Genomic DNA, 15,358 nt, shown 5'->3' with positions numbered 1-15,358 from the left:
GGCTCTTTCCTGAGCCCCCTGACTGCCATGACCGCCGCTGCCACCGATCCGCTGTTGTCCCTGTCGCATTACTACCTGCCGGTCTACAAGCCGCGCCAGGTGGTGCTCGAGCGCGGCCAGGGCGCGCGCGTCTGGGACAACCAGGGCCGCGAGTTCATCGACCTGGCCGCCGGCATCGCCGTGTGCGGCCTGGGCCACAACGATCCGGACCTGAAGGCCGCGTTGATCGAGCAGGCGGGCAAGCTGTGGCACACCAGCAACGTGTTCTACAGCGAGCCGCCGCTGCGCCTGGCCGAAGAACTGGTCACCGCCTCGCGCTTCGCCGAGCGGGTGTTCCTGTGCAACTCCGGCGCCGAAGCCAATGAGGTGGCGATCAAGCTGGTCCGCAAGTGGGCCTCCTCGCTGGGCCGCCCGGCGCACCAGCGCGTGATCGTGACCTTCCGCGGCAGCTTCCACGGCCGCACCCTGGCCGCGGTCACCGCCACCGCCCAGCCGAAGTACCAGGAAGGCTACGAGCCGCTGCCCGGTGGCTTCCGTTATGTCGACTTCAACGACGAGGTCCAGTTGGAAACCGCGATGGCCGCCGGCGATGTGGCTGCGGTGATGCTGGAGCCGATCCAGGGCGAGGGCGGCGTGATGCCGGCCAAGCCGGGCTTCCTGCAGCGCGTGCGCGCGCTGTGCGACCAGCACAACGCGCTGGTCGTGCTGGATGAAATCCAGGCCGGCATGGGCCGCACCGGCACCCTGTTCGCGCATTGGCAGGACAACATCACGCCGGACATCGTCACCCTGGCCAAGGCGCTGGGCGGCGGCTTCCCGATCGGCGCGATGCTGGCCGGCCCCAAGGTGGCCGAGGTGATGCAGTTCGGCGCCCACGGCACCACCTTCGGTGGCAACCCGCTGGCCGCGGCCGTCGCCCGCGTGGCGCTGCGCAAGCTGTCTTCGCCGGAGATCGCACACAACGTCAGCCGTCAGTCGCAGGCGCTGCGCGATGGCCTTGGCAAGATCAACGACGAGTTCAAGGTGTTCAGCCAGGTCCGTGGTCGCGGCCTGATGCTGGGCGCGGTGCTGGACAAGGATTTCGCCGGCCAGGCGGGTCCCATCCTCGACCACGCCGCCGAGCACGGCCTGCTGACCCTGCAGGCCGGCCCGGACGTGCTGCGCTTCGTGCCGTCGCTGAACATCACCGATGAAGAAATCGCCGAAGGCCTGAAGCGTCTGCGCGCGGCGGTGCAATCCTTCATCGCCTCGCGATAACCAACAGCGGTAGAGCCGACCGTTGGTCGGCTGCTGTTGTGCTGGGCGAGCCTGGCCGACCAACGGTCGGCTCTACGCCAGGGCGTACCGCTTGATGACCTTGCCGAACGCGCGGCTGTCCGCGGTCTCGGCCTGCAGGCCGGCCTGACGCGCACCGCGCACGTTGGTGAACAGGTCATCGATGAACAGCGTGCGCTCGGCACGCGCGCCCAGCAGCGCCACCGCCTGCGTGAACACCGCCGGATCCGGCTTGCGTCGCCCCAGCGCACCGCTGCACAGGATGCGGCCGTGCAGGGCGCCGGCGAGGCTCGGCAGCAGCAGTGGAATCGTCTGCGCCATCAATGCCCCGTTGTTGGTCAGGATGCCGATCGGCAACGTGCGCGCGATCCGTTCGATGCGCTCGATCACGCCCGCTTCCGGCGCGCACGCGGCGATGCGCGCGGCCTGCCACTGCGCACTGCTGATCGTGACGTGTAGTGCTTCCCCCAGTTGCCGCAGGTAGGCATCGGTCGCCATGCCGGTGTCGTAGGCGCGTTCCAGCCCACTGTCGAACAATGCCGCCTGCACCTGCGCAGGGCTGCAGCCGACGCTCGCGGCCAGATGGCGCACCCGCAGATGCCGCGCATAGCGCACCAGCACGCCGTCGAAATCCAGCAGCAGGCACTCGATAACACGCGGCATGGGGCAGTCTCGTCCAGGTCCAAGGCTGACCGTAACCCAGCCGGTGCCTGCGCTGCGACATCGCGTCGCACGTCGCCTGCACGGGCGGTCACTAGAATCGCGGGGACTGCCTGATGGAGATCGCCTTGAAACTGCTTGCCCCCGTGTTGCTTGCCGGCCTGATGCTGGCCCCGGCCGCCCATGCGCGTGTCTGCGCGATCGCCATCGACAGCACCGACCAGATGAGCTTCAGCCAGAAGGAACTCAAGATCGCGGCCGACTGCACCCAGGTGAAGCTGACCCTGCGCCACACCGGCAAGCTCGCCGCGACCACGATGGGCCACAACTGGGTCCTGACCCGCGCGGCGGATTACCAGCCGGTGGCGATGGCCGGCATGCGCACGTCCCTGGCCGACAGCTACCTGCCCAAGGGCGACGCCCGTGTGCTGGCGCATACCGCGGTGATCGGCGGCGGCCAGAGCACCAGCGTCACCTTCTCCACCGCCAAGCTGACCAAGGGCGGTGACTACACGTTCTTCTGCTCGTTCCCGGGCCACTTCGCGATGATGAAGGGCCGCTTCGTATTCGGTTGAAATAACAGGGACGGAGGTAGTTATTAATTACCCCCGTCCCCATTTCTGTCAGCCTTTGACGACCTTGAAGGCTTCGCGCGCGGCCGCCAGCGTTGCATCGATGATGCTGTCGTCGTGGGCGCTGGACAGGAAACCGGCCTCGTACGCCGAGGGGGCGAGGAACACGCCGCGCTCCAGCATCGCGTGGAAGAAGGTGTTGAACGCGGTGATGTCGCACGCAACGGCCTGCGCGTAGGTTTCCACCTTCTGGTCGGTGAAGAACAGGCCGAACATGGCGCCGACCTGGGTGGTCGTCACTGCCACGCCGGCCTCGGCGGCGGCGGCTTCCAGCCCGGCGCACAGGCGTGCAGCAGCAGCCCCCAGGCGATCATGGAAGCCCGGTTCCTGCACCAGTTCCAGCATCGCCAGGCCGGCGGCCATCGCCACCGGATTGCCGCTCAGCGTGCCTGCCTGGTAGATCGGGCCGGCCGGGGAAATCTGCGACATCAGCTCGCGGCGCCCGCCATAGGCACCCACCGGCATGCCGCCGCCGATGATCTTGCCGAAGGTGGTCAGGTCCGGAGTGACGCCGTAATGCGCCTGCGCGCCACCGAGGGCCACGCGGAAGCCGGTCATCACTTCGTCGAAGATCAGCACCGTGCCGTATTGCGTGCACAGCGCGCGCAGGTGCTGCAGGTAGCCCTCGCGCGGCGGGATGCAGTTGGCGTTGCCGACGACTGGCTCGATGATCAGGCCCGCGATGTGCTCGCCCTGTTCGGCGAACAGCGCGGTGGCCGCGTCGACATCGTTGTAGGGCAGGGTCAGGGTGAGTTCGCTCAGGCCAGCCGGCACGCCCGGCGAGGTCGGCACGCCCAGGGTCAGCATGCCGCTGCCGGCCTTGACCAGGAACGAGTCGCCGTGGCCGTGGTAGCAGCCTTCGAACTTGACGATGCGGCTGCGGCCGGTGGCGCCGCGCGCCAGCCGGATCGCCGACAGCGTGGCCTCGGTACCCGAATTGACCATGCGCACCATCTCGCAGGACGGCACCAGCCGGGTCAGCGTTTCAGCCATGGTGACTTCGGCTTCGCACGGCGCGCCAAAGGAAAGACCGTTGCCGATCGCCTGCTTGACCGCCTGGCGCACCGCGGTGTGGTTGTGGCCGACGATCATCGGGCCCCACGAGCCGACGTAATCGATGTAGCGGTTGCCGTCCACGTCGTACAGGTACGGACCATCGGCACGCTGCACGAAGAACGGTTCGCCACCGACCGACTTGAACGCGCGTACCGGCGAGTTGACGCCGCCCGGCAGCAATTTCTGGGCGCGGGTGAACAGGGCGTGGGACTGGTCGTGGTTCATGCGGTCGTATCCTGGAAGCAAGCGAGGTAAGCGTGCAGCGTGGCGACCGGGTCGGGCGCGGCGTACACGCTGCTGATGACGGCGACCAGATCGGCCCCGGCAGCGATGAGCGGTGTCACATTGTCCGGGCTCAGCCCGCCGATCGCCACCCGCGGCACGCCCAGTGCGGCGCTTTGCCGCAGCAGGTCCGGTGGGGCGCGGCGGGTGGTGGCCTTGCTGGTGCTGGGGAAGAAGGCCCCGAAGGCGACGTAGCTGGCGCCCGCGGCGACCGCCCGCTCGGCCAGTGCCAGGGTGTCGTAGCAGGAGGCGCCGAGGAGGGCGTCCGGGCCGAGCAGGGCACGCGCGCGGGCGATATCGCCATCGTCCTCGCCCAGGTGCACACCGGCCGCGCCGACGGCCTGGGCCAGGGCCACGTCGTCATTGATGATCAGCGGCACCGCGTACTGCTGGCACAGGCCCTGCAGCGCAGTGGCCTGGGCGTGGCGCAGGGCGGCATCGGCGGTCTTGTTGCGGTACTGCAGCCAGGTTGCGCCGGCCGCCAGCAGCGGCGCGGTGCGCGCCAGCAATCGTGCGGTATCGGGCTCGTCGGGGGTGATGAGGTAGACGCCGCGGGGCGGCGTGGGGGCTGAAGCGTGATTCATCAATGGCTACCGGTAGCGCAACGGGAGTGGGACAATGAGCGCTGTCAGCTCTTGTCCTGCCGTGATTATCCGATGACCGACGCTACCGCCACCACCTTCCGCACCTGGATGTGCGTTGTCTGCGGCTTCCTGTACCGGGAAGAAGACGGGCTGCCGGAAGAGGGCATCGCCCCGGGCACGCGCTGGGAAGACATTCCCGAGACCTGGACATGCCCGGACTGCGGCGTGACCAAGGACGATTTCGAGATGGTCGAAGTCGACTGAGGCACCGCCGGGCATCGCCTCGCGGCCCCTTCAATGCAGGCGCGGCACCGCGCCACCCAGCCCGACCAGCTTCTCGCGCACGAACTGCGCGTCGCTGGCCTTGGCATTGCGCTTGAGATACAGCCCCAGGTCATTGCGCGCGCCGGCCTCGTAGTCCAGCTGCAGGTAGGCCATGCCGCGATCACGCAGGGCATCGTCCTGTTCCGGGGCGAGCTTCAGCAGGCGATCGGCACTGCGCGCGGCGCGGTCCCATTCGCCACGTTCCACATACACACCGTGCAGGTTGCGCAGCATCCGCATCAGGATCGCGCGCGCCGGGGCCGGGTCCAGGATCTGCGCCAGCACGTCGTCGTCGGGCACTTCACCGCCAAGATGCGAGCGGGCGCGTTCGCGCAGTTCTTCCACACCGAGCGGGCGGCCCCCGTTGAACGGGTCCATCACCAGCACGCCGTCGTTGAGCGGCAGGCGCACCAGGAAATGCCCGGGGAAGGAGACCCCGTCCAGCGGGATGCCGAGCCGGCGCGAGACTTCCATCTGCACCAGCGCCAGCGAAATCGGGTTGCCCAGGCGGCGCTCGAAGACCTGGTTCAGATAGCTGTTGCGCGGGTCGTAGTACTCGCCGTGGTCGCCGCTGTAGCCCAGCTCGTCGAACAGGTGGCGGTTGACCGCGGCGATCTTCAGCGGCCACATGTCGATCGTGGCGATCTCGGTGCGCAGGTGGTCGGCGTGGCTCTGCAGGACCGCGTCATAGACGGCAGGGTCCAGGTCCGGGTACTCGTCCCGCGCGATCAGCAGCGCGGTCGGCAACAACGGCAGCGCCTCGTCATCCAGCTCGGCCAGCGAATCCCACGTCGGCAATGTGATCTGCCCCTGCATGGGACAAGACTGGCGACAAACGCGCCGCGATTCAAGGGCGCGGCGCGTTTATCCGGGCGTTTTATTTACCGTCGGCGATGCCGGGCCCGAACTTCAGTTCGGTACCGTCCTTGAGCGCCATCTTTTCGGCCTGCCCGGCGTTGAGTTCCAGCACGTAACGGGCCGGGTCGCTGCTGGGGTAGGGCGGGCAACGGTCACCGGCCGAGCACGGCGGTACGTCGCGCTGCTGGCTGACCAGGCGGCGCTCGGCATCGAAGTAGAGGATGTCCAAGGGGATCTTGGTGTTCTTCATCCAGTACGCCTGCAGCTCCTCGCGTTCGTGGATGAACAGCATGCCGTGGTCGTCGGGCATCTGGTCGCGGAACATCAGCCCGCGGGCGCGGGTATCGTCGTTGGTGGCCAGTTCAACGTGGTAACGGTTGCCGTCCAGTTCCACCCAGTGACGGGCGTTGGTGCTGGCACAGCCGGCCAGGGTGAACAGCAGGAGCAGGGGCAGCAGGCGCAGCAGGGACATGGGCGTACCTCGTTGGGGCAGCCGGCGCGGGCGCCGGCCACGGGGGTCAGATCACGATCGGCGGTTCACCGCCGATGATCACCACATCGGCCGGGCGGCGTGCGAACAGGCCGACGCTGACCACGCCCGGCAGCTGGTTGAGCTCGCGCTCCAGCTTGACCGGATCGGTGATCTCCAGGTGGTGGATGTCCAGGATCACGTTGCCGTTGTCGGTGACCACGCCCTCACGCCAGGCCGGCTGGCCGCCGGTCATGTCCATGATGCGGCGGGCGACCAGGCTGCGTGCCATCGGGATCACTTCCACCGGCAGCGGGAACTTGCCCAGCACCTTGACCTGCTTGCTCGGGTCGATGATGCACACGAAGCGGTCGCTGGCCTCGGCGATGATCTTCTCGCGGGTCAGCGCAGCACCGCCGCCCTTGATCAGGTTCTTGTTGCCGTCGCATTCGTCGGCGCCGTCCACATACAGCGAAAGGTTGCCGGTGTGGTTGAGCTCAAGCACCTCGATGCCGTGCTGCTTCAGGCGCGCGGTGCTCTGGTCCGAGCTGGAGACGGCGCCCTTGATGCGGTGCTGGATCCTGGCCAGGGCGTCGATGAAGTAGGCGACGGTGGAGCCGGTACCGACTCCGACGATCATGCCGTCTTCGACGTATTCGATGGCTTTTTCAGCGGCCAGGCGCTTGGCTTCGGACATGGCGGGCAACTCGTTGAGGAAAGGGGGTCAGTGCTTTTCCAGCGACAGCAGCAGCTTCCACTGCGCGGCGGTCACCGGGAGGATCGAGAGGCGGTTGCCGCGCGCGGTCAGCGGGAACCCTTCGCCCAGCGCATCGGCGTGCAGCTTGATCTCGTCCAGCGAAATGGTGTCGCGCAGTTTGCGCTCGAAAGCCACGTCCACCAGCATCCAGCGCGGTTCTTCGCGGCTCGCCTTGGGGTCGTAGTAATCCGATCCGGGATCGAACTGGGTGTCGTCCGGGTAGGCCTCGCTGGCCACCGTGGCCAGCCCGACGATGCCCGGCACCTTGGTGTTGGAGTGGTAGAACATCACCCCGTCGCCGACCTTCATGCCGTCGCGCATGAAATTGCGCGCCTGGTAGTTGCGGACGCCGTTCCAGGGCTCACGGCCCACGCGCTGCAGATCATCGATGGAAAAGGCGTCCGGTTCGGACTTCATCAGCCAGTAGCGCTTGCGTGCGGTCATGCGTGGATTTATCGCGGTAGGTAACGGCCATCGGCCGCTACGGGAACAAGGGTGGTCGCTTCGGTGCAGATCGCATCCACCCCGACGTCCCACGGTTGGACCGGCAGGTCATCGACCTGCTGGACCGAGAAGCCGACCCCGACCAGCCACGGTGGTGCCGGGCGCTGGTGGCGGAATGCGAAGCTGCGATCATACCAGCCGCCTCCCATGCCCAGCCGGCGCCCCTGCGCGTCGAAACCGACCAGCGGCGCCACGACCAGCGCCATCTGTTCGGGCGCTAGGGTGTCGTCCAGCGCAAGGTCGGGTTCGGGAATGCCGAAGCGGTTGGTGATCAGGGCCTGCCCCGGGCGCCACGGCGCGAAGCGCAGCGTCTTCCCGTGCAGGACCGGCAGGCAATAGGTCACGCCGGCGGGCACCTGCATCTGCCAACGGTGCAGCGCGATCTCGCCATCCATCGCCCAGTAACCGGCGACATGGCCCTGGGTCGGGGCGAACGGCAGTGCAAGCAGCGCATCGGCCAGATGGTCAGCGGCGGCCAGGCGCACGGCGGCGGGGAGATCACGGCGGCGTTGGCGCAGCTGCTGGCGCAGTGCGGAGCGCGGGTCGGTCATGCCTGGGTCCGGAGCGTGCGGGGAAGGCGGATAAAACAAGAGCGACGTCCCAAGGGAACGCCGCTCTTGCTGGAATATTGCATTCTCCGCCGTGACGATGCATGCGAAACGACCTTGAACCCGGGGTTCAAGTGGGTACGCTGGGGTTCCATCGGGCTTCCCGCTACAAGGCGGACTTGCACTCCCGGCGCCGTCGCGCACCCGTGGTCGTAATTAAGGGACAAGGCGAATGTTTGCACACGCCGTCGTTCACAGCAGAGAACGCGACGAGGATTATAGCCCTCTTGGGCGATTCGACCAGTCCGTTCGTCGGTCGAATTGCACATCAATTCAGATCGATGAAGGCCATGCGATGCACTTGTGCAATCGAGCATGCCGTGGAACCTGTCGCGTGGATCAGCCGCCGTTGTCGAAGGCGCGGTCCAGCCGGCGGTTGAGATCGCCCAGCGTCTGCTGCAGCGCGATCGCCTGCCGGGCATGCTCATCGCGCAGCTGCTGCAGCTCGTGGGCCAGGTTCAACGCGGCCAGGACGGCGACGCGGTCGACCGCTGCCATCCGGTTGCTGCCACGGATCTCGCGCATCTTGGCGTCCAGCAGCCGGGCGGCGGCGGTCAGGCTCTCGCGTTCCTCGGCGCCCACGCCCACCGTGTATTCACGATCCAGGATGCGGACACTGACCGGTTCGGTCTGGCTCATGTGTGCTGCTCCAGGGATTTGAGGCGGGTGATCATCGCTTCGACCCGGGAGCGGGCCTGCTCGTTCTTGGCCAGCAACTGGGAGCGCTCGGCCACCAGCTGCTCCTGCTGATGGCGCAGGCTGCGGTTCTCGTCGGCCAGGCGCTGGTTGCGCTCAAGCAACGCCTCCACGCGGGCGGCGAAGGCCTGCAACTGGGCGATGGCGTCGGCGGGTTCCATGACCGGCAAGATAGGCAAGGGCGGATGGGGCGGTCAAGCGAATAATCACGGGGGCTGCGGGCCGCCCGGCCGGCGAGCCGGAACCCGGCCGGGGGGAGGACCACCGCAACCCGGCGGACACGGGTGGATTGCTACACTGTGGCGCTCACAAACCGTAGCCTCAAGATGACCGAACTCCCGAGTGTCGACGACGTAAACCAGGCCAGCCAGGCCCTGGGCCTGGGCGCCAGCGCTGCTGAACTGCACGGCGGCCTGTGCGGCTGGCTGTCCGCCGGCGGTGCGCCGGTGCGTGAATGGCCGGCCCGCGTGCTGGCCGATGACAACCTGCCCACCCCGGCCGAAGGTGACGCCCTGGCGCGCCTGCTCGATGCCAGCGTGGCGCAGCTGGAAGACCGCGATTTCGCCTTCGAACTGCTGCTGAGCGATGCCAGCGACACCGCTGCACAGGCCGATGCGCTGTTCACCTGGGCACGTTCGTTCCTGGGCGGCTTCGGGCTGGGCTCGGGCCAGAACCGCCCGGCCCTGTCCGAAGAGGGCGATGAAGCCCTGACCGATCTGGCCAAGCTGGCCCAGGCCTCCAGCGAAGACTTCGAAAGCGGCAACGACGATGACGAAGACGCGCTGGCCGAGATCGAAGAGTTCATCCGCGTGGCAGTGCTGCTGCTGCACGGCGACTGCGTCATGGCGGCGCGCCATCGGCAGCGCCTGAACTGAGATGGATATCCGGCAGCTGACCGGCATCTCCGCCGCCGAATACACCCGCCGCCGCCAGCAGTTGATGGAGATGGCCGGCGACGACGCGATCCTGGTGCTGCCGGCCGCCGCCGAGCGGGTGCGCAGCCTGGATACGCATTATCCGTTCCGGCAGGACTCGGATTTCTGGTACCTGAGCGGCTTCCCGGAACCGGAGGCCGTGCTGGTGCTGATTCCAGGCCGCCGCCATGGCGAGGTGATCCTGTTCTGCCGCGAGCGCGATGCCGACCGCGAAGCCTGGGATGGCGCGCGTGCCGGCCAGGAAGGCGCGGTCTCGCAGTACGGCATGGATGATGCGTATCCGATCGACGATCTGGACGACATCCTGCCCGGCCTGCTGGAAGGGCGCTCGCGGGTGTACTACCACTTCGGTCGCGATGCCGAGTTCGATCTCAAGCTGATCGGCTGGGTCAACCGCGTCCGCTCGCAGGTGCGGCACGGCGCGCAGCCGCCGCACGAATTCCTGGAACTGGGTCACCTGCTGCACGAACAGCGGCTGTTCAAATCGACCGCCGAAATCGCGTTGATGCAGCACGCCGCCGACATCAGTGTGCAGGCGCACCGTGCCGCGATGCATGTCGCGCGGCCGGGCATCCACGAGTACGAACTGCAGGCCGATCTGGAGCGGGTGTTCCGCGCCAATGACGCGTGTGCGGCGTACAGCAGCATCGTCGGTGCCGGTGCCAACGGCTGCATCCTGCATTACCGCGACAACAACGCGCGCGCGCCGGACGGCGAACTGGTCCTTATCGATGCCGGCGCGGAGTACCGCGGCTATGCCAGCGACATCACCCGCACCTTCCCGGTCAACGGCCGCTTTACCGCCGAGCAGCGCGCGCTGCATGACCTGGTCGGTGCGGCGCAGGCGGCGGCACTGGCCCAGGCACGCCCGGGCAATGCGTATGAGGCCGGTCATCTGGCCGCGGTGGAAACCTTGACCGAAGGCCTGCTGCGGCTGGGCCTGCTCAAGGGCACGCTGGAAGAGAACATCGCCGAAGCGCACTACCAGCGTTTCTATCGGCACAAGACCGGGCACTGGCTCGGCCTGGACGTGCACGACGTCGGCGATTACCGCCTGGCAGGGGATTCGCGGATGTTGGAGCCCGGCATGGTGTTCACCATCGAACCGGGGCTGTACGTCTCACCGGATGACCGCAGCGTGGAAGCGCGCTGGCGCGGTATCGGCATTCGTACCGAAGATGATGTGCTGATCACCGAGGATGGCCATCAGGTGCTGACCGCTGCGCTGGCGCGCAGTGCCGATGAGATTGAAGAGGAAATGGCCAAGCGCTGATCCGCTTCAGGGTAGAACCACCCCATGGGGGCTGGGAGTCCTGTCGAGGTGGTCCGCAGCCACCTCTGGCGTGGCGTTACAGGCTGCCGAGGCGCCAGCCAGCGGCCGGCACTACCGCGATGCCGCGCAGGTACCGACCGTGGGTCGGTACCTGCATCGCCGCTCAGCTCGCCGCGGCGAACACCGGGCGGGTCAGGTTGTCGGCATCGCCCCCGGTGCACAGCACCTCGTCTTCGATGCGCACACCGCCATACGGACGGAAGAAGTCCACCCGGTCCCAGTTGATGCTGGCCGCGTTGCCGGCCTGCTTCACTTCGTCCAGCAGCATGTCGATGAAGTACACGCCCGGCTCGATGGTGACCACCATGCCCGGCTCCAGCACGCGGGTCATGCGCAGGTACGGGTGACCCTGCGGGCGCTCAATGCGGCCACCGCGGTCGCTGGCCGCAAAGCCGGCCACGTCATGCACCTGCAACCCGATCAGATGGCCCAGGCCGTGCGGGAAGAACGCCGCGCTCACACCGGTGGCCAACGCCGCTTCCGGCGATACGTTGAGCACGCCGAAATCCTTCAGGATGCCCATGAGCGACAGGTGCGCGTCGATGTGCAGCTGCTTGTAATCCACGCCGGCACGCACACCGGCCCCCATCTGCTGCTGGGCAGCGTCCACCGCGTCGATCAGGGCCTGGAACTCGTCATGGCCGCTGGCCGCATAGGTGCGGGTGATGTCGCTGGCGTAGCCGTGGGCACTGGCACCGGCGTCGATCAGGAAGCTGCGCAGCGGGGTCGGCGCGCTGCGACCCAGGTCGGTGTAGTGCAGCACGGCGGCATGTTCGTTGAGGCCGATGATGTTGCCGTACGGCAGTTCATTGGCATCCTGGCCGACCGCGCGGCAGTACGCCATGTGGATCTCGAATTCGCTGGCGCTGGCGCTGGCGCGGAAGGCGGCTTCGGCGGCACGGTGACCGCGCACGCCCAGCCGCTGCGCTTCGCGCATCAAGGCGATTTCATACGGGGTCTTGTAGCCGCGCTGCCAATCCAGGTAATCGACGACCGGCGCCGGGTTGTTCGGCACGAACGCGCCCAGCGCGCTCTGCGGTTCGCCGAGGATCGCGCAGCGGGCGGCATCCTTGGGCAGCAGCGCCAGCGCATCGTCGGGCGTGCGGATGATCTCGATGTCGACATGCTCGACCCACCAGCCATTCGGCGCATCCGGCACCACATGCCAGTAATCGAACGGCTGGTAGAAAATCACTTTCGGGCGCTGCCCCGGGGTGTACACCAGCCAGCTGTTGGGCAACTTGGTCAACGGCAGCCAGGCTTTGAAGTTCGGGTTCACCGCGTACGGGTAATCGCGGTCGTCGAAGGCCTGGTAATGCAGGGTGCCGCTGGGGATCACCAGATGATCGAAGCCGCCACGGGCCAGCGCCTCGTCGGCGCGCTGGCGCATCACGCTGGCGTGGTGGGAATACAGGGCGCCGAGGTCTGGCTGGTTCATGGCAGGAAGCTCACTGGCAGTGCGGAATGCAGCCCTAGATTCTGCCGCAATCCGCTGGCGGGTGCTGTGCCGGAACCGGCGCTCAGACTGCCGAAGTTTCCTCGGCGATCCAGTGGCGCAACTGCTCGCGTGCATCGCGTGCCAGGGTCAGGAAGCGGAAGCCTACCCAGGCCTGGCCGGGGGCATGGGTCTGCTCGCTCCACAGCAGGTGCACGCCCACGTCGATCAGCAGCGGTTGCCCCTGCGGACCGGGAATGGTGAACTGCAGCTGGTACAGCGCATCGTCCTGCATCGGCACCGAGGCCAGCATCAGCATGCCGGTTTCGGAGACATTGCCGAGCCGGCCGATCACGGTCTCGGCCATCAGGTCGGTGACGGGCACCAGCTCGGTCACCTGGCGACGCGGCGCGCGGCGGGTATCGGGCGTGGTCATTCGGCGTTCTCCGCAGGGCTGCCGGCCAGCGAGCGCAGCGTGCGCAGGGTGGCCTGCCAGGCACGGTCGATCAGCCGCCCCTTGTCTTCGGTGACGATCCGCACCTGCCCATGCGCCATGAGACGTGCCAGTGCGTCCAGCGAGTGCTCGCCAACCTTCTGCCCGCGCTGATTGACGAACAGGGCGTTGTCGGTGATCAGGCTGTACCACGACAGCCGTTGACGGCGCACATCGCCCTGCTGGTTGGTGGTGAACTCGAACCAGGTGCCGAACGGCAGGGTGCGCAGCTGGCGGTAACAGTCGTCTTCGGCGGTGCTGCGCGCGAGCGGGGCGACCTTGCGCGGGTCGCCGGCATCGGCCTGCTCGCCCAGCCGGGTGCGTGCACGCAGGCGTGCGGTGAGCTCGGTGCGCGAGCTGCTGTCATCCTCGCCGCCCGGCGTGGACAGGCGCCGCGCGATCGCGGCGGCCTCATCCTGGTGATAGCCGACCTGCAGCAGAGCGGACTCGACCTCGTTGCCCAGTGCGTCATCGCGCGCGGCGGCGCCCGGCGCCAGGCAGGTCACCTCGGCGATCCGGGCGGTTTCCTGCTGGCGCTGCTGCCACTGCGGCGAGGTCTCGCCGTTGCGCAGCAGGGTCAGGGTCAGCACGTCCGACCACGCCTGTTTGAGCAGCGCCTGCACGAAACGTGGCGGCGCGGCCTGAGCGCACAGCTGCTCGATGCTGGTGCTGGCCTGCTGCTTGGCTGCTTCCAGGCGTTCCTTGCCGCGTGCCGCCTCGACATGCCGGCGCTCGGCCAGTTCGGCCTTGTGGGCCAGTGCGCGGAAGTGCTGCTGGATCTCCTCGTTGGCGGTGTCGAACACCGCCACATCGCCGTCGTAGTCGTTGACGACCTGATCGACGGCGAGGCCGAGCTTCTGCACCAGCTGGGGGTCCACGTCCTCTTCGCCCAGCCAGTTGGCGCCGGCTTCGGCCACCGCATTGAGCAGTTCGCGTGCGGGGTGCTGGTCGCGCACGAAGAAAGCCGGGTCGGACAGGGCGGCGCGGGCGACCGGCACCTGCAGGCGGGTCAGCAGGTCGGCGGACACGGCATCGGGCCGCACCTCACGTTGAATCTGCCCGTACAGCATGTCGAGCAGATCGAAGGTATCGCTGTCCTTGACGGTCAGGGCGGCCTGCGCGCCATGGTCGGCACGGACCTGGGCGAGCAGGGCGTTGTGCAGGTCGGCCATGCTGCGGCGGGCCCCGCCGGGCGCGATCGCCTGGCTCTGCAGTTTGGCCAGGGTGGCATGCACGGCCTCGGCGGGAACGGCCAGCGCTGCGGGAACGTCGGGGGCGAGAAACGCATTGTCGGCGGCAGGCGCGGGCGCCCCGGTTGTCGCGGCGACGGCCTGCGCGGCCATGGCGTTGCCGCCCGGCACGGTGCCGGCGGCGTGCGCCTGGCGGGCGGCACCGAGCAACTGGTGCAGGGCCGACATCGCCGGTGCGCCGAGATCGGTTGCCGCAGGCGGGGCGCTGTTGGCCGGCGCCGATGCAGACGCGGAGGCTGCTGGACCTGGCACTGCGGCGTCACCGTTGGGTGCGCCATGGGCCGGCCCAGCGGCCGGCGGCGCCATTGCCTCTTGGGTCATCGCGGCCCAGCCGGTGCTCGGCGCACTGCCATTCCAGCCGGTCAGTGGCCGTGCGGCGGCCCCACCGCGGGCCCCCGGCAGGCCGCGCTCGGGCCCGGTGATGATCCGGCGCGTGGTGGCCGAGCGTGCCAGATACGGGGTGTACACCAACCCGGGCAGCACGCCTTCGTGCGCGAGCAGGATGTTGGCGCGCTCCAGCAGTTCGCCCAGCCGTTCCAGCAACTGGCGGTCGAACACGCGGTACAGCGCCAGCTGCGTCTCCAGCCCGAGCCCGAACTGCTGGCCGAGCTCGCGCACGATCCGGCACAGTGCCTGCGGTCCGAACGGCAGGTCATCCACATCGAACGCCGGACCGGCGGCCAGCACGCCAAAGCGTTGCCCGAGCAGTTGCAGGGGCGTGGCCGAGCGCTGGGCTTCGCGGCGGATGATGTCCACCAGGACGATGTCGCGGTCCACGTCGGTGTCGTTGACCAGGGTCAGGGTGGTGGCCGACACGGACACCTCGGTCGGGACGATGCGCTGGGTGTGGCGCGGGCCGCGCAGGGTGGCCAGGCTGTCGCCCAATGCGCCCAGGAAACGCGGGCCGAACTGCGCGTTGACCTCATGCAGCTGGCGGGCCTGGGCGAAGATGTCGGCCTGGATCTGGCTGTTGCGTGCGCGCTCGGCGTCGCGGAACAGCTCGCGCTCCAGCTCCACGATGGTCAGCTTGAGCGGCGCGGTGAGGGTCTGCATCGCCAGCCCGTGCAGCGCGGCCAGCAGGCGGCGCACGCGCGGCGGCGCGGCCACGTCCGCAAAGCGGGTCATGTCGGGCTGGGACGACGAAGGTGCGGGCGCAGACATCCGATGTTCTTCCAGCTCCCCTGAGAACACGGAATCTAACGGTTTC

At 68.1% G+C, this 15,358-nt stretch carries 18 protein-coding genes and 1 other RNA gene; 5 read left to right on the top strand and 14 right to left on the bottom strand.

Annotated features, from left to right (window positions below; all coding sequences use genetic code 11):
- Positions 1-27: 27 nt before the first annotated feature.
- Entirely contained in the window at positions 28-1,257 is a 1,230-nt protein-coding gene (locus tag ACTT2I_RS14285) for an acetylornithine transaminase (protein ID WP_088432656.1), read from the top strand.
- A gap of 72 nt (positions 1,258-1,329) precedes the next feature.
- Here ACTT2I_RS14285 and ACTT2I_RS14280 read toward each other — a convergent pair whose 3' ends face one another.
- A complete protein-coding gene (locus ACTT2I_RS14280; protein ID WP_421099047.1) occupies positions 1,330-1,938 on the bottom strand; it encodes an HAD-IA family hydrolase in 609 nt (202 codons plus the stop codon).
- A gap of 113 nt (positions 1,939-2,051) precedes the next feature.
- On the opposite strand from ACTT2I_RS14280, the gene azu reads away from it, so the two are divergent.
- A complete protein-coding gene (gene azu / locus ACTT2I_RS14275; RefSeq protein ID WP_088432658.1) occupies positions 2,052-2,510 on the top strand; it encodes an azurin in 459 nt (152 codons plus the stop codon).
- A 48-nt stretch (positions 2,511-2,558) separates the two neighbouring features.
- Here the strand turns inward: azu and hemL are convergent, their stop codons facing one another.
- Both hemL and thiE read right to left on the bottom strand, forming a co-directional pair.
- On the bottom strand, positions 2,559-3,848 hold the full coding sequence (gene hemL, locus ACTT2I_RS14270; RefSeq protein WP_088432659.1) for a glutamate-1-semialdehyde 2,1-aminomutase: 1,290 nt from the start codon (positions 3,846-3,848) through the stop codon (positions 2,559-2,561).
- Entirely contained in the window at positions 3,845-4,489 is a 645-nt protein-coding gene (thiE, locus tag ACTT2I_RS14265; RefSeq protein WP_421099048.1) for a thiamine phosphate synthase, read from the bottom strand. Before thiE ends, hemL begins: the two co-directional genes overlap by 4 nt.
- 72 nt (positions 4,490-4,561) lie before the next feature.
- Here thiE and ACTT2I_RS14260 point away from each other — a divergent pair, with 72 nt between their 5' ends.
- A complete protein-coding gene (locus tag ACTT2I_RS14260) occupies positions 4,562-4,753 on the top strand; it encodes a rubredoxin (RefSeq protein ID WP_088432661.1) in 192 nt (63 codons plus the stop codon).
- Between the two features lie 30 nt (positions 4,754-4,783).
- Here the strand turns inward: ACTT2I_RS14260 and ACTT2I_RS14255 are convergent, their stop codons facing one another.
- The 8 genes from ACTT2I_RS14255 to ACTT2I_RS14220 form a co-directional block, all read right to left on the bottom strand.
- On the bottom strand, positions 4,784-5,629 hold the full coding sequence (locus tag ACTT2I_RS14255; RefSeq protein WP_088432662.1) for a SirB1 family protein: 846 nt from the start codon (positions 5,627-5,629) through the stop codon (positions 4,784-4,786).
- Between the two features lie 61 nt (positions 5,630-5,690).
- Positions 5,691-6,143: a DUF192 domain-containing protein gene (locus tag ACTT2I_RS14250; protein WP_088432663.1), complete on the bottom strand. Its 453-nt coding sequence runs from the start codon at positions 6,141-6,143 to the stop codon at positions 5,691-5,693.
- A gap of 46 nt (positions 6,144-6,189) precedes the next feature.
- On the bottom strand, positions 6,190-6,837 hold the full coding sequence (gene rpiA / locus ACTT2I_RS14245; protein ID WP_293984624.1) for a ribose-5-phosphate isomerase RpiA: 648 nt from the start codon (positions 6,835-6,837) through the stop codon (positions 6,190-6,192).
- 27 nt (positions 6,838-6,864) lie between these two features.
- Positions 6,865-7,341, bottom strand: a complete 477-nt coding sequence (locus ACTT2I_RS14240; RefSeq protein WP_293984626.1) for an EVE domain-containing protein — start codon at positions 7,339-7,341, stop codon at positions 6,865-6,867.
- Positions 7,342-7,349: 8 nt separating this feature from the next.
- Positions 7,350-7,952, bottom strand: coding sequence for a 5-formyltetrahydrofolate cyclo-ligase (locus ACTT2I_RS14235; protein WP_293984628.1), 603 nt, complete (start codon positions 7,950-7,952; stop codon positions 7,350-7,352).
- 79 nt (positions 7,953-8,031) lie between these two features.
- A non-coding RNA gene (gene ssrS, locus ACTT2I_RS14230) (6S RNA) lies at positions 8,032-8,216 on the bottom strand.
- A gap of 132 nt (positions 8,217-8,348) precedes the next feature.
- Positions 8,349-8,648: a cell division protein ZapA gene (locus ACTT2I_RS14225; protein ID WP_088432667.1), complete on the bottom strand. Its 300-nt coding sequence runs from the start codon at positions 8,646-8,648 to the stop codon at positions 8,349-8,351.
- Entirely contained in the window at positions 8,645-8,866 is a 222-nt protein-coding gene (locus ACTT2I_RS14220) for a TIGR02449 family protein (RefSeq protein WP_019183857.1), read from the bottom strand. Before ACTT2I_RS14220 ends, ACTT2I_RS14225 begins: the two co-directional genes overlap by 4 nt.
- A gap of 165 nt (positions 8,867-9,031) precedes the next feature.
- Between ACTT2I_RS14220 and ACTT2I_RS14215 the strand changes: the two genes are divergently transcribed.
- Both ACTT2I_RS14215 and ACTT2I_RS14210 read left to right on the top strand, forming a co-directional pair.
- Positions 9,032-9,580, top strand: coding sequence for a UPF0149 family protein (locus tag ACTT2I_RS14215; RefSeq protein ID WP_088432668.1), 549 nt, complete (start codon positions 9,032-9,034; stop codon positions 9,578-9,580).
- 7 nt (positions 9,581-9,587) lie between these two features.
- Positions 9,588-10,913, top strand: coding sequence for an aminopeptidase P N-terminal domain-containing protein (locus ACTT2I_RS14210; protein WP_421099402.1), 1,326 nt, complete (start codon positions 9,588-9,590; stop codon positions 10,911-10,913).
- 163 nt (positions 10,914-11,076) lie between these two features.
- On the opposite strand, the gene pepQ is transcribed toward ACTT2I_RS14210, so the two are convergent.
- The 3 genes from pepQ to ACTT2I_RS14195 form a co-directional block, all read right to left on the bottom strand.
- A complete protein-coding gene (pepQ, locus tag ACTT2I_RS14205) occupies positions 11,077-12,411 on the bottom strand; it encodes a Xaa-Pro dipeptidase (RefSeq protein ID WP_421099049.1) in 1,335 nt (444 codons plus the stop codon).
- An 82-nt stretch (positions 12,412-12,493) separates the two neighbouring features.
- The gene (locus ACTT2I_RS14200) at positions 12,494-12,844 is read right to left on the bottom strand and encodes a PilZ domain-containing protein (protein ID WP_088432670.1); all 351 of its coding nucleotides are present in this window, start codon (positions 12,842-12,844) and stop codon (positions 12,494-12,496) included.
- Positions 12,841-15,312, bottom strand: a complete 2,472-nt coding sequence (locus tag ACTT2I_RS14195; protein ID WP_421099050.1) for a DUF1631 domain-containing protein — start codon at positions 15,310-15,312, stop codon at positions 12,841-12,843. The genes ACTT2I_RS14200 and ACTT2I_RS14195 overlap by 4 nt, the downstream gene beginning before the upstream one ends.
- Positions 15,313-15,358: the final 46 nt, after the last annotated feature.

Source organism: Stenotrophomonas sp. PUT21 (assembly GCF_052232875.1).
Taxonomy (GTDB): Bacteria; Pseudomonadota; Gammaproteobacteria; order Xanthomonadales; family Xanthomonadaceae; genus Stenotrophomonas; species Stenotrophomonas maltophilia_N.
Note: the sequence above shows the minus strand (reverse complement) of the source record. Positions and strands in the feature narration are given on the sequence as shown.